Source organism: Bizionia paragorgiae, assembly GCF_900107625.1.
GTDB lineage: Bacteria > Bacteroidota > Bacteroidia > Flavobacteriales > Flavobacteriaceae > Bizionia > Bizionia paragorgiae.
Window position 1 is genome coordinate 1 of the sequence record NZ_FNQK01000009.1, and the last position, 13,649, is coordinate 13,649.

The 13,649-nt window shown below is 35.9% G+C and carries 11 protein-coding genes; 3 read left to right on the top strand and 8 right to left on the bottom strand.

Annotated elements, in window-relative coordinates; all coding sequences use genetic code 11:
- Both BLV64_RS07815 and BLV64_RS07820 read right to left on the bottom strand, forming a co-directional pair.
- The coding region (locus tag BLV64_RS07815) for a PKD domain-containing protein (RefSeq protein WP_143034139.1) at window positions 1–2,849 on the bottom strand (2,849 nt) is incomplete at its 3' end.
- 11 nt (window positions 2,850–2,860) lie between these two features.
- Window positions 2,861–3,325 carry a hypothetical protein gene (locus tag BLV64_RS07820; protein WP_092133758.1) on the bottom strand — a complete coding sequence of 155 codons (465 nt, stop codon included), beginning with the start codon at window positions 3,323–3,325 and terminating at the stop codon, window positions 2,861–2,863.
- 165 nt (window positions 3,326–3,490) lie between these two features.
- On the opposite strand from BLV64_RS07820, the gene folE reads away from it, so the two are divergent.
- The 3 genes from folE to yidD are packed head-to-tail and all read left to right on the top strand — an operon-like array spanning window position 3,491 to window position 5,956.
- Window positions 3,491–4,168, top strand: a complete 678-nt coding sequence (gene folE, locus BLV64_RS07825) for a GTP cyclohydrolase I FolE (protein ID WP_092133760.1) — start codon at window positions 3,491–3,493, stop codon at window positions 4,166–4,168.
- Between the two features lie 31 nt (window positions 4,169–4,199).
- On the top strand, window positions 4,200–5,681 hold the full coding sequence (gene cysS, locus BLV64_RS07830; RefSeq protein WP_092133762.1) for a cysteine--tRNA ligase: 1,482 nt from the start codon (window positions 4,200–4,202) through the stop codon (window positions 5,679–5,681).
- A 32-nt stretch (window positions 5,682–5,713) separates the two neighbouring features.
- Window positions 5,714–5,956, top strand: coding sequence for a membrane protein insertion efficiency factor YidD (gene yidD / locus BLV64_RS07835; RefSeq protein ID WP_092133764.1), 243 nt, complete (start codon window positions 5,714–5,716; stop codon window positions 5,954–5,956).
- 182 nt (window positions 5,957–6,138) lie between these two features.
- Here yidD and BLV64_RS07840 read toward each other — a convergent pair whose 3' ends face one another.
- The 6 genes from BLV64_RS07840 to mdh all read right to left on the bottom strand — a co-directional run bounded on the left by BLV64_RS07840 (window position 6,139) and on the right by mdh (window position 13,649).
- On the bottom strand, window positions 6,139–6,630 hold the full coding sequence (locus BLV64_RS07840) for a DUF192 domain-containing protein (protein WP_092133766.1): 492 nt from the start codon (window positions 6,628–6,630) through the stop codon (window positions 6,139–6,141).
- A 2-nt stretch (window positions 6,631–6,632) separates the two neighbouring features.
- Window positions 6,633–7,559, bottom strand: a complete 927-nt coding sequence (gene lgt, locus BLV64_RS07845) for a prolipoprotein diacylglyceryl transferase (RefSeq protein ID WP_092133769.1) — start codon at window positions 7,557–7,559, stop codon at window positions 6,633–6,635.
- Window positions 7,560–7,966: 407 nt separating this feature from the next.
- Window positions 7,967–10,993 carry a protein translocase subunit SecDF gene (gene secDF, locus BLV64_RS07850; RefSeq protein WP_092133771.1) on the bottom strand — a complete coding sequence of 1,009 codons (3,027 nt, stop codon included), beginning with the start codon at window positions 10,991–10,993 and terminating at the stop codon, window positions 7,967–7,969.
- Between the two features lie 155 nt (window positions 10,994–11,148).
- Window positions 11,149–11,766 (bottom strand): hypothetical protein, encoded by a 618-nt coding sequence (locus tag BLV64_RS07855; protein ID WP_092133773.1) that lies wholly within the window; start codon window positions 11,764–11,766, stop codon window positions 11,149–11,151.
- A gap of 114 nt (window positions 11,767–11,880) precedes the next feature.
- Entirely contained in the window at window positions 11,881–12,534 is a 654-nt protein-coding gene (locus BLV64_RS07860) for a LolA family protein (RefSeq protein ID WP_092133775.1), read from the bottom strand.
- A gap of 188 nt (window positions 12,535–12,722) precedes the next feature.
- On the bottom strand, window positions 12,723–13,649 hold the full coding sequence (gene mdh / locus BLV64_RS07865) for a malate dehydrogenase (protein WP_092133778.1): 927 nt from the start codon (window positions 13,647–13,649) through the stop codon (window positions 12,723–12,725).

Below are 13,649 nucleotides of genomic sequence, written 5' to 3' on the forward strand. Positions count from 1 at the left end.
CTTACGTTGACATAAACCGTTTGTGGGTTAGAGATGTTTGTATAAGGTATTGGTAACGGATTTACTTGCGCATCGGCATCAGCTTGTGTTAAGTAATACGTTACGGAGTAGTTGGGATTACCTCCTGAGATTTCATTATTCTTGATACTTAAATCAATTTCTGTAAAACCATCTGGAGTTCCATCGTCACAAACACCTAATACTGTTGGCGCTACCACCGTTGGCAATGGATATGTTGTTAAACTGTAAATCTGAGTTGCTGGACAAGCACCATTAGTGGTATACTCTACACCATAGGTTGTGTCTGGCTGACCTCCTGTTACGGTTCCTGTTGTTGCATCTATCGTAGCACCATCGGTTGGCACAGGGTTTAAAGCATAAGTTCCTCCTGGTACCACTTCTGAATCTACAATTCCGCCGTCGCATGTTGGAGTCATTGTAATCGTTGGGTCATCTACTGATAATACTGTAAGATCGAAAGTAGAAGACGCTGGGCACGTACCATTTGTTGTGTATTCTATAGTATACGTTGTTCCCGATGTACCTCCCGTTACAGCTCCTGTTGAAGGGTCTATTACTGCAGCATCTGTTGGTACAGGGTTAAACGTATATGTTCCTCCTGCCATAGCAAAAGAATCTACAGTACCTCCGTCGCAGGTAGCCATCATAGAGAATGATGGGTCGTCAAGCTGGTTTACAACTAAATTAAAAACAGGAGTAGGTGAAACCACAAAACAACCTAAACCAGAAACACCATCTACACGAACATAAATAGGCTCTGGGTTCGTAACATTATTATATGGACTTACTAAAGCATTCGCACCTGCATTAGCATCAGCTAGTGTTAAATAATAGGTTACTAGATAATCAGTATTGGACTGAGCTCCTAGGATAATTGCATTTTGAGTCTCCAAATCAAATGGTTCAGTTCCATCATTAGAAGGGTCATCACAGGTTACCATATCCGGAGCTGGGTTAATAATAGGAGGTGCAATAACATTCAAGGTAAATGTTTCTGTTTCAAAACAACCTGAAGTTAGATATTCTATTCTTACATATATAGTTTGCGGTGTCCCTATTACAGCACTAGATGTGTAAGTATCTGGGTTAGGAATTGCATTAGTATTGGCATCTGCATCTGCTTGAGACTCAAAATAAGTTATAATTTGCTCAGTAGGATTCGCTGCTGGAGCATTAATAACCGTATCATTTTCTGTTAGGTCAAAAACATAAGGAGGCGTTCCTAAATCACAAGCATATAAATCATTGGGCTCATCGGTTACAATTTCCGGTAAAACGTCTATACAAACTACTTCTGTATATTCACATCCAAAATTGTCAGTTGTTCTATACGTATAACAGAACTGCCCAGCTGTTGGCGGTGTCACAGTAATGGTATTTCCAGCTGTAGCCGTAATTGTAGGATCTGGATCCCAAGCTTCAGTTACGGTTTGTGGTGTAAAAGATAACTCGGGTGGTTGTAATGCTGGATCAAATTGAATACTCCAAGAAAAGATATAACCATTATCAATGGACATATTATCAATTATTTGAATAGTCCAATCTCCATTTAAAGGACTTCCTAACAAGGATCCAAAACCACCTTCTGGCAAATACGTTCCAGGTGTTATAGAATTATTTGGTGGATTACTCCCTGCGGTAATAGTTGGTCCATTTTCTAAAGTAACTGTACCCGTCGTGGAAAAGCAATAGTCTGCTCCGATCCCTGGTGTTGCAGACCCATCATCGTTAGCTCCTCCTAAATAAGTTCCACCACCACCAGGATAGCCTTTTAACACGGCTATTTGTCCAGAAGGGCTAATTATATTAATATCTAAATCTCCCAAAAATGAATGCTCCATATTGACACAAATCGCGACTATTTGATTAACGTCAGTAAGTGTCTGAGCTGAATCATAACAGTCCACAGTAACAGAGGTTTCATAAGCAGCACCACTACCATCTGGTAAAAATGTAGTTCCACTTACAGGAGGCGTACAATCATTAAGAAACTCGGTAGGTGTTACCACACCGTTTAAGGTAGTAGACTCACCAAAACAAATGGTGGCGTCAACGGCTTCCGTACCCGTAAAATCGGGTTCAGTACCCACTTGAATAACTTGGTTAATTAAATTGGTATTAGTACAACCTGTTCCCGGATCAGGATCTGTATTTGAATCGGTAATATTTAAATTCACTAAATAAACACCTGGATTAGAGTAGGAAAAAGTTGCTGTTTGGCCAGGTACCGTATTACCATCGCCTAAATCCCATTCATAAGTCGCTCCCGTTCCATCGGCAGAAAAAACACCACTACCAGTAAACGTAACTTCTTCCCCAGGACAAAGCCATATATACCCATCTCCATTAGGCGTAACACTTGTACTGTCTAATTGGGATGTTATAGTTTGACAAGGAGCAAAACAAGAAATATCTGCTGCCCAACCTGATGTAGTAGCACCATCTCCATTAGATGTAAAAACAATAGTTATACACCCTGTAGGATTACTTGGTGTTGCAGAAACAAAACCTGGATTAGCAGCGGCTCCTCCTCCTGAAAAGCTACCAAAGGCATTTGCTGTAGTATCATCACCGTCATAAATGATAATAGAATCTAAATTTTGCTGGGTACTAAATGCAGTAAAATCTAGCTGGATTTGATTACCCGGTTCATCAGGACAAAGAGTTAGAGTAAAATCTTCATTATCACTGTAATTTGCGGCCGGACCACCAGAATCGTAAAAAGTTCCTGAACAAATACTTACAGTCCCATTTTGCATTAAAACATCTTGAGAAAACACAACAGTGCTTATAAAAATAAATGTGAGTAAAAAGGTGATTTTTTTCATTGTGTTATCTATTATTGATGTTGAGACTTAATATGAATAAAATAATTGGTGTTGTCTATACGATAAACACTAGACCTTTTTCCAAAAAATTGAAGATTATATTTCAAAACATTAAAAGAATCTTCATTATACGAGCTATCCATCGTTAAATTTGGATTATAAACTTTAATTAAACCTGTTTCACTTAATAATTTATATTTTTCAGGATAATTTACTAACGATGGCATTTGTTTAATAATCACTCTATTTCTTAGTAAGTTTTTAAAATCTTTGACGCGTTGTGGTCGACTTAAAACCTCTTTTTCTAAATTATTCCCATAAACTTCTTTCAACATTTTTAATTCTTTCGTTGTTAATGGAGCCTTAACATTGTCCTTGTATTTCACAAGCGCAAGAGGCTGCTTGGTTACCGATTGAGCCTTAACATTATAAGTGCTCAAAGTCAGCATAAACACTAAAGTGTAGAGTAATTTCATAGTTGTTTTTTATATTATAGGGTCTAAAAATAAGTAAAATATCTTTAACATTATGTTAATATAATATTCTGTTAATTATATAACAATTCAAATTTAAAAACCCCTACCTCTTATCTATGATTTTTTTATTACTTATCTTTGCTTTTTAATTATTTTACTGGATTAATGGAAATTGATAATACAACAAAAAATCACGATTCAATTGGTGAAAACCACGTAGGTACTTCAGCCGATACACCTATGAAAGCCGATGCTTTTAAATTAACAAGCGCCGAAAAAATTGAAATCATAAAAGACGATGTCCGTCATATCATGGAGACCTTAGGCCTTGATTTAACAGACGATAGTTTAAGTGGCACACCAAACCGTGTTGCAAAGATGTTTGTAAATGAGATTTTTGGTGGTTTAGACCCTCAAAAAAAACCTAGTGCATCGACTTTTGATAACAAATATAAGTATGGCGAAATGCTGGTAGAGAAAAACATTACGGTGTATTCTACTTGCGAACACCATTTATTACCTATTGTTGGTCGTGCGCATATTGCCTACATTTCTAACGGGACTGTCGTTGGTTTATCAAAAATGAATCGTATTGTAGACTATTTCGCTAAACGTCCGCAAGTACAAGAACGTCTAACAATACAAGTGGTTAAAGAATTACAAAAGGTATTAAATACCGAAGATGTCGCTTGTGTAATCGACGCTAAACACCTGTGTGTAAATTCGCGTGGTATTAGAGATATCGAAAGTAGCACTGTAACTTCAGAGTTTGGTGGTCAATTTAAAAATAAGGACATCAAAAGAGAATTCTTAGATTATATTAAATTAGACACAACCTTCTAGTTTAAACGTAACTTATTATAACGTATACCCAATGCAGCTTTATAAAAACCAAGATATTAAGATCTACAATTCGCTAAGCGGAAAAAAGGAACCTTTTCAAACTATTACCGACGGTTATGTGGGTATGTACGTTTGCGGCCCTACCGTCTATAGTCACGTACATCTTGGTAATGTAAGGACTTTTATGTCTTTCGATATGGTTTTTAGATACCTAAAACATTTAGGTTATAAAGTGCGTTATGTACGTAACATCACCGATGCTGGCCATTTAGAAAATGACGCGGACGCTGGTGAAGACAAAATAACCAAGAAAGCTCGTTTAGAGGAAATTGAACCTATGGAAGTTGTGCAACGTTACACCGTAGATTTTCATAATATTCTAAACCTTTTTAATTTTTTACCGCCAAGTATCGAGCCGACTGCTACAGGGCATATTATAGAGCAGATAGAATTAATCAAGACCATTATCGATAACGGTTTTGCTTATGAAGTTAACGGTTCGGTGTATTTTGATGTTCATAAATATAACGAGACCAATAACTACGGAATTTTAAGTAAACGTAAATTAGAAGACCTTATTCATAATACGCGTGAGTTGGACGGGCAAAGTGACAAAAAGAGCCCTCAGGATTTCGCGCTTTGGAAAAAAGCTGAACCGCAACATATTATGCGCTGGCCTTCACCATGGAGTGATGGATTTCCAGGTTGGCATTTGGAATGTACGGCGATGAGCACTAAATACTTAGGTGATCATTTTGATATTCACGGTGGTGGAATGGATTTAAAGTTCCCACATCACGAGTGTGAAATCGCACAAAACCAGGCTGCCAAAGGTCAATCGCCTGTTAATTATTGGATGCATGCCAATATGCTAGAACTTAACGGTGCTAGAATGTCTAAAAGCACAGGGAATATAATTAACCCTACCGAACTACTTACAGGTCATAACGACATCATGTCTAAAGCCTACAGTCCGAGTGTGATTCGTTTCTTTATGATGCAAGCTGGGTACCGTAGTGTTTTGGATTTAACAGATGCTGGCTTATCAGCAAGTGAAAAAGGGTTTAACCGTTTATTAGAAGCTATTTCAGAGTTAGAATCTTTAAATGCTTCAGAAAAATCAACTCTAGACATTGAAAGTTGGAAGCAGAAATGCTACGACGCCATGAACGACGATTTCAATACACCAATTTTAATCGCTCATTTATTTGATGCTGTCAAATACATAAACCAAATTAAGGAAGGGTCTCAAAGTATATCTGCTACAGATTTAAACACTTTTAAAACAACACTACACGCCTTTGTTTTTGAAGTCTTAGGACTAACTAACACAACAGAAGCTGCTGCAGATACAGATAAATTAACGGGCGCGGTAAACGTTTTAATTAAACTACGTCAAGAAGCTAGAGCCAATAAGAACTTTGCGCTTTCAGATCAAATACGTGATGAGCTTGCTGAAGCTGGTATTCAATTAAAAGACAGCCGAGACGGTACAAGTTTCTCGGTGAATTAATTGACCTCTAGTACGGCCTAAACTTCAACAACGTGAAAAAAATTCTAATCGCCCCTTTTTTATTTATAATTAAGGTGTATCAGACCTTTATTTCACCATTCACACCAGCCACTTGCCGGTACCAACCCACCTGCTCCCATTACACCAAGGAAGCTTTACAGGTGCACGGTTTATTAAAAGGTGGTACACTCGCATTAAAACGCATCTTTAGTTGTCATCCCTGGGGTGGCAGCGGGTATGATCCTGTACCTGAAAAGAAAAACGACAAGGATTAGCTGCACAACTTTTAGAAGTGATAACATCAGCCCATACTCTAGCTTGCATACACCAACAAACCAACTTATTAAACGGATAATATCTTTCACTAAAATAATTGGTGATTCCGTATTTAAAAACATAAAAAAGCACACTATATTAATGTATAGTGTGCTTTTTTTATTTGTAAAAGATTTGGGTTCTATAGTGCGAAAAAGTCGATGGTGTCCCCTACTTCAAGGTTCCATTTTTTAGACAGACCCGCATTAATTTCTAACACGTATTGTGCAGAGCCGTTAGAAGGTAAAGACGACTCATCCATTGGTTTCGCATCTTTTTGCATACTTATAATAGTGCTATTTTCATCCAAGAAAATAATATCCAGTGGTATATATGTGTTACGCATATAAAAGCCACGAGGTGCACTATTTGGAAAAACAAAAAGCATCCCTTGGTGGTCTTTTAATTCATTTCTATACATTAAACCTAGATCACGCTCTGTCTGTGATGTTGCTAACTCGATATCCAAACGTTGAATTAAAGAGTCCGTTCCTTTTTTTAACAAGCTTAACTCCCCTTCTTTAGTAAAAGGAACTTCTACTTGTTTAATAACTTGTTTCTCTTCTTTACAAGAAGTTGTTAACAAAGTAACACACATACTTAAAAGTAGAATATACATTGAATACACTTTCATAACTAACTCACTTTAGTTTTTGGCTTGTATACAAACATAAAATACAGACCGATAATTATAAAAGGAATACTTAACCATTGCCCTGTGTTTAATAACCAGTCGGCACGCTCTGCATTCTGTGGTTCTTTAACAAATTCAACAAAGAATCTTACCGACCAAAGCAGGACTAAAAAGAGACCGAATAAAAAGCCTGTTTGTTCTGATTTTTTGGTTTTTATATAGAAAAACAATAAGATTAAAAACACAAATACATAGCATGCAGCTTCGTATAATTGTGCGGGATGTCTAAACGGCACGGCTTCTAATAAACTTGCAAATTGCGGATTATCGGTTACTGCGGCATAGGCTTCCTTATAGTTTTTTATACCTGTAAGCTGAACAATTTCGCGCTTACCATAAAACTCCTGAACGAAACGCACCCCAAAAGGTGAGTCGGTAATTTTACCTATAATTTCTGAATTGATAAAGTTTCCAAAACGGATAAAAACGGCACCAGAAGCTACGGGAATCACAATGCGATCAAGAATCCACATAAGCGATTTATACTTGTATTTACGACGGTACAAGTACATACCTATAATTATACCTATTGCTGCACCGTGACTTGCTAATCCTGAGAAGCCTGAGAATTCAAACTCTGGGACGAAGTGAAACGGTAAAAACACACTAAAAAAATCTTGTGTAAACAATTCGGACTGATAAAATATAACATGCCCTAAACGCGCCCCTAGCATGGTCGCCAACACCGTATAAACAAATAACGGATCAAGATATTCGATATTTATTTTTTCTCTTATAAAAATGCGCTTCATGACCTGCCAACCTATAACAAAGGCAGCAACCCACATTAGACTGTAGAAATGAATTTTAAAATTACCTACGATATCTATTCCTGTTAAAGGATTCCAATCGAATGTTAGTAAGTACATAGATTTGTTTTTTGGTATGTAAATATAGTATTTATAGCTAATTTTTCATCGTTTCTTACCAAAGGATTAACGTTATTTATTATCTAAGCACTGTATTATTTATGTCTTATTAGTAAACCTTTTATAAACAGCTATTCGTTTTTGAGGAAGCTCGTATACTAGTTTGCTCTATAAAGTATGTACTAAATTAAGAAGTATCCATTTACTCCTGTTTTTTTTATAGGCATTCGTAGCTTATTTCGTAGTTGTAAGGTACGTTTGATCGCTCCTAATATTTTTGGGAAGCGATTAGTGAAAACCAGACTTGCATTTCGCATGGCACCCCTCTAATGTCTTAAAACTGGAGTATAAAAAAAGCCTTTCAAGATTACTCCTGAAAGGCTTTTATTTTTACAAATTGAGAATTATTAAGCGTTTACTTCAACGTCTTCTTCAGTTTCTACTACTTTATTTTTTAATGCATCTGCTGCATCTCCCTTTTTTACTGAATCGTACATGATAGGCGTTGCAATAAATAGTGATGAGTAGGTACCTACAATAACACCAACAATTAATGCGAACATAAAACCTCTAATTGATTCACCACCAAAAATAAAGATCGCTAATAACACGACTAAAGTCGTTAACGATGTATTTAAGGTTCTACTTAATGTACTACTTAAAGACCTATCGATAACATCTTCGAATTTCCATTCTGTATGCTCATTAAAGAACTCTCTAATTCTATCAAAAACAACCACGGTATCATTTAAAGAGTACCCAATAACGGTAAGAATCGCGGCAATAAATGCTTGATCGATTTCTAAAGAGAAAGGCATAAACTTGTATGTTAAAGAGAATACTCCTAATAATATTAATACATCGTGGAATACTGCTGCTACTGCACCAAGTGAGAATTGCCATCTTTTAAAACGGAATAAGATATATAAGAACACTACCACTAACGATCCTAAAACCGCCCAGAAAGAAGCCTTTTTAATATCGTCCGCAATTGTAGGACTTACTTTATATTTCTTCATTAATCCAGCAGTCTTAGACTCTTTATTTTCAATAAAGCTTTCATAATCCATACCATTCAGGTAAGGCTGTAAAGCATTAAATAAAGACACTCTAATTGCTTCGTCTGCTTCTTCAGAAGATTCGTCAATTCTAAATTTAGTTGTAATTTTTAATTGGTTATCATCACCAAAAGTTTTGGCATCGGCACTACCAAAAACAGCATCATCTGATAATACACTTGTAATTTCTGCTGCACTTACTGGTTGATCGAAACGCACTTGATAAGTTCTACCCCCAACAAAATCGACACCTTGATCTAATCCGTTGGTAAATAAAGATCCTAAACTCACTAAGATCATCACCCCTGAAATAACATAAGCCATCTTACGTTTCTTAAGGAAGCTAATATTAATACCTCTAAATAAATTTTTAGTAATTCCTGTAGAGAAATCTAATTTACCACCTCTAGTAACATACCAATCGATTAATAATCTAGTAATAAAAATCGCTGTAAATAATGACGTACCAATACCTACTAATAATGTCGTAGCAAAACCTTTAATTGGTCCTGTACCAAATAAGAATAAAATTAAAGCGGTTAAACCTGTTGTAATATTCGCATCTAAAATTGAAGATAAGGCATTACTAAATCCGTCTTTAATAGCCGACTTCTGATCTTTACCTTTACTCAATTCTTCTCGAATACGCTCGTAAATAAGTACGTTCGCATCTACCGACATACCAATAGTTAATACAATACCGGCAATTCCTGGTAAGGTTAATACCGCTCCTAATCCTGATAAGATACCAAAGATTAATAAAATGTTTAATAACATCGCGATATCTGCAAATATCCCGGCTTTACCGTAGTAGAAGAACATCCAAACTAACACTAAAGCTAATGCAATTAAGAAAGACATAGTACCACTCTCGATTGCTTCTTTACCTAATGTTGGTCCGATCTCATCCGATTGAATAATTTCTGCTTTTGCTGGTAAACGACCTGCACGTAAAACGTTTGCTAAATCGGTTGCCTCATTAAGTGTAAAGTTTCCTGAAATTTCAGAACGTCCTCCTGCAATTTTACCATTGTTAATACCCGGTGCAGAATACACTACATTGTCTAATACAATCGCAATTTGACTTCCTGTTTTAGAAGCTATATCGGTCATTTCCTCCCAAATCTTAGAACCTTGTGCATTCATTTGCATGGTTACTGTAGGCTTGTTCGTTGGGCTGTAAGACTGACGTGCATCATCTACTACTCCTCCACTTAGTGGTGGAATGTTATCTCTATTTCCTTTTAATACGTATAATTCTGTCAACTCACTATTTGGAGCTGGTTTCCCGAATACGAATTTTACATTTTTAAGCCCTGCTGGCAACAATGCTCTAACCTCACGCTTTTTTAATATTGTGTTTACTTTAGCTGTATCTGCAATATTAAACTGATAAACGATTGGTCCCCCTTGGTAACCTGGTCCTCTAATTAGATCTAATAGTGGATTTACCTCTTTAGTTGTAGCATCTTCCTCACCTGTTAGGTCACCAATTAAATCATCGGCCTCCTCTTCGGTAGTTTCTTGTGCAACAGCATCTTCTCCCTCTACTTTATTTTCTGCTTCTAACTCCGCTTTCAATAAACTGTTTACGTCGTTAAAGTACTGAAAAAACTGTTCTCCTTTTAAAGTATCCCAGAATTCTAATTCTGCTGTACTTGTAATTAATTCTTTAGCACGCTCTACATCTTTAACACCTGGTAACTCAACAAGGATACGTCCTGAAGTTCCTAAACGTTGGATGTTTGGTGACGCAACACCAAATTGGTCAATACGCGTACGTAATACTTGTAATGCAGAAGTAATAGATTCGTCTATTTTTTTAGATAAAACAACTTTTACTTCATCATCAGACATTCCTGGCTTAATTTCCTCTTCTAGAGAACGTGTCGCAAAAATATCTGGAGAGGCTAATTTAGTATCTCCTTTAATGGCATCGAAAGCGCTATAAAAATCATCAATAAAGTCATTCTGACTGTCTTTTTGAAGTTCTGATGCATCATCTAATGCTTTATTAAAGATAGGATCTTTACTATTATTAGCGAGTCCTTTTAAGATGTCTTTTACAGACACTTGTAAAATGGCTTCTAAACCTCCTTTAAGGTCTAGACCTAATTTCATTGAATTTTCTTTAACCTCAGCGTAAGTACTTCCTAAAAATACTGGCTCATTAGAGGTTGCTAACGAATCTAAATATTTAACTTCATAATCGTTAACTTTTTCTTTTCTGTCTTCTACTGAAGCATCAAATTTGCTTTCCGCAATAGCTAATGCATCACTCTCGATGGCACTATTTTTAAACGTGAAAGACAATTGGTAAAGACTTACCAATCCGAATAAAACTGCAAACAGCTTTATTAATCCTTTATTTTGCATGGTTTTGTTATTTTATTGTCGATTTTTTTTTACAACGAGCAAATATAAAATTTACGTCGATATACGACAATTATTTTAATAATTAAATAGGGTGATTTCACTTTTATAAAACGCTTATAAAAGTAATAGTGTAAGGCTTAAAAACGCAGTTGTCTTTAGGCTGTTATAAAGTTTGAGGGCCCTGCTCGAACTTCAGGAATAGTATATAGTCCCTTGCGCAAAGTGTGCACAACGGTCGAATTTACTTTATAGGCTACAGCTTCATCTTCCGATTTTAACTTGCTGTATTCTTGTTTTAAAAACGGGTTAAATGTTGGAGACTTAAAGCGATCTAAGTCGCGTTTTTCGGTTAATACCAAGGTTCCATTTAAGTCGATTTCAGAATCTACACTACTTGTAATTTCGTAAATATCAACATGGTAATGGCTTAACTTTTTCCCTAAAGGAAGCTGTGATGGCGAGGTTTTCGAACCCACACCTGCTAGTGATGGGGAGCTTGCTAAAATCGCTTTGATTTGAGAAACATCAGAGGCACTGTAATAGGTAATGCTATATTTCCCGTCGGACTCATTATGAACCTGAACCACGTGTACTCCGGCTTCTTTAAGCTGCTGCTTTACTGCCGTAATAGTATATTCTGTCTGACTTGCAGACACTTCTGTACTATCAAACTCAAGAATCAGCTCTTGATTAGGTACCACAGCATCGTCCCTAAACACACCTATACAGGTAAGGACAACTAATAAAATACTAAAGCACCATTTAGCCTTCATGCGCCAAATATATGATTTACAGTAGGAAATGCCAATATTATTACAGTTTTTTATACAAAAAAAAGAGCAACTTAAAAGTTGCTCTTTATATGATTTTATATAAACAATAAATGCTTATTGTTTCATTTCTTTATAGCCTTCTGGAGGAGTCATATTAAACTTATCACCAGAAACAGGACCTTCTTTAATATCAGTTACTGTATTTTCGATTGTGATGTTTTTACCCATTTGACTCATGTTCATTACGAAGTGCATTGGAAAACCTTCAATTTTATCACCATACATTTGTGATTGTTGAGAAAAAGCTTTGATTTTTTTAGTCGTATAAATTGTCATTTCTACTTCCTGACCTCCTGCCTTCATAGTTACATCGTAACCATCGCAGTCGTAACCTAGAACCGTTTTCTTATCATCTCTGTTTTTTACTTCAATGTTCTCTACTTGCGCTTGAGCTGGATCCATATCTATTGTCATATAGTTCTTTCCTCCCATTGGATCGTCCATAAGCATTAATAACTTTTTAGACTCATTATCAGATATAGTAACAACGTCTCCAGTCATTGGACTAGACACTTCCGATCTTGATTTCGTTCCTTTAACGTAAGTTGTAGTCACTACATCGCCAACCATTGCTAATTGCGAATTCATTGCCTCGTCATCACTAGACATTGTTTGTGTAGATACCACTTTACCCTCTTTAAATTCACCCTGTGCAAAACTGGTAAAACTTAAGGTTACCGCTAGTAATAAAAGTATTGATTTTTTCATGTTATTTTGATTTTTCACTTATTTAATTAATGTTTATAGTCTACTATTAGCAACAATAATACCAAATATTTTTTAATTTCTTTTTATGTCTTTTATAATATATTTAATAATTATTGAATTTATTGTAAAAAAAAACACCTTAAAGTTATAAAACCTTAAGGTGTTTACTATTTGTATTTGAAAGTAAATTATAGTTCTAATAAACCATTTGTAGCTTTTACACCTTCAGCACTTTCTTGCATATGTGCTTTTTCAGCATCACTTAAGTTAATTTCAACGATGCTTTCAATACCATTCTTACCTAAGATAACTGGTACTCCAATACATAAATCGTTTAAACCGTACTCTCCTTCTAATAATGTAGAACAAGGGAACATTTTCTTTTGGTCGCAAGCAATAGCTTGTACTAAACCTGAAACTGCAGCACCTGGCGCATACCAAGCAGAAGTTCCTAATAATTTTGTTAGTGTTGCTCCACCAACTTTAGTATCTTCTTTAACTTGCTCTAAACGCTCTTCAGATAAGAATTCTGATACTTTAATACTGTTTCTTGTCGCATGAGCTGTTAATGGCACCATACCTTTATCGCTATGACCACCAATTACCATTCCGTCTACATCGCTAATTGGAGCTTCTAAAGCTTCAGCTAATCTGTATTTAAAACGCGCTGAATCTAAAGCACCACCCATTCCGATAATTCTGTTTTTTGGTAATCCAGTAGTTTTATGAACTAAATACGTCATTGTATCCATTGGGTTACTTACCACAATGATTATTGTATTTGGAGAATGCTCGATTAAGCTAGCCGATACTGTTTTTACGATTCCTGCATTAATACCAATTAATTCTTCACGAGTCATACCTGGTTTTCTTGGAATTCCAGAAGTAATAACACAAATATCACTATTTGCTGTTTTAGAATAATCGCTAGTACTACCTGTTATTTTTGTATCGAAACCATTTAATGAAGCTGTTTGCATTAAATCCATTGCTTTACCTTCAGCAAAACCTTCCTTGATATCAAGAATAACAACTTCACTTGCAAAATTTTTAATGGCGATGTATTCTGCACAACTTGCACCTACTGCACCTGCTCCAACTACTGTTACTTTCAT

What these genes read in the sequence shown, in the direction of transcription:
- BLV64_RS07820 (WP_092133758.1), bottom strand. Translation starts at nt 3,325, where the DNA reads ATGAAATTACTCTACACTTTAGTGTTTATGCTGACTTTGAGCACTTAT.
- folE (WP_092133760.1), top strand. Translation starts at nt 3,491, where the DNA reads ATGGAAATTGATAATACAACAAAAAATCACGATTCAATTGGTGAAAAC.
- cysS (WP_092133762.1), top strand. Translation starts at nt 4,200, where the DNA reads ATGCAGCTTTATAAAAACCAAGATATTAAGATCTACAATTCGCTAAGC.
- BLV64_RS07840 (WP_092133766.1), bottom strand. Translation starts at nt 6,630, where the DNA reads ATGAAAGTGTATTCAATGTATATTCTACTTTTAAGTATGTGTGTTACT.
- lgt (WP_092133769.1), bottom strand. Translation starts at nt 7,559, where the DNA reads ATGTACTTACTAACATTCGATTGGAATCCTTTAACAGGAATAGATATC.
- secDF (WP_092133771.1), bottom strand. Translation starts at nt 10,993, where the DNA reads ATGCAAAATAAAGGATTAATAAAGCTGTTTGCAGTTTTATTCGGATTG.
- BLV64_RS07855 (WP_092133773.1), bottom strand. Translation starts at nt 11,766, where the DNA reads ATGAAGGCTAAATGGTGCTTTAGTATTTTATTAGTTGTCCTTACCTGT.
- BLV64_RS07860 (WP_092133775.1), bottom strand. Translation starts at nt 12,534, where the DNA reads ATGAAAAAATCAATACTTTTATTACTAGCGGTAACCTTAAGTTTTACC.
- mdh (WP_092133778.1), bottom strand. Translation starts at nt 13,649, where the DNA reads ATGAAAGTAACAGTAGTTGGAGCAGGTGCAGTAGGTGCAAGTTGTGCA.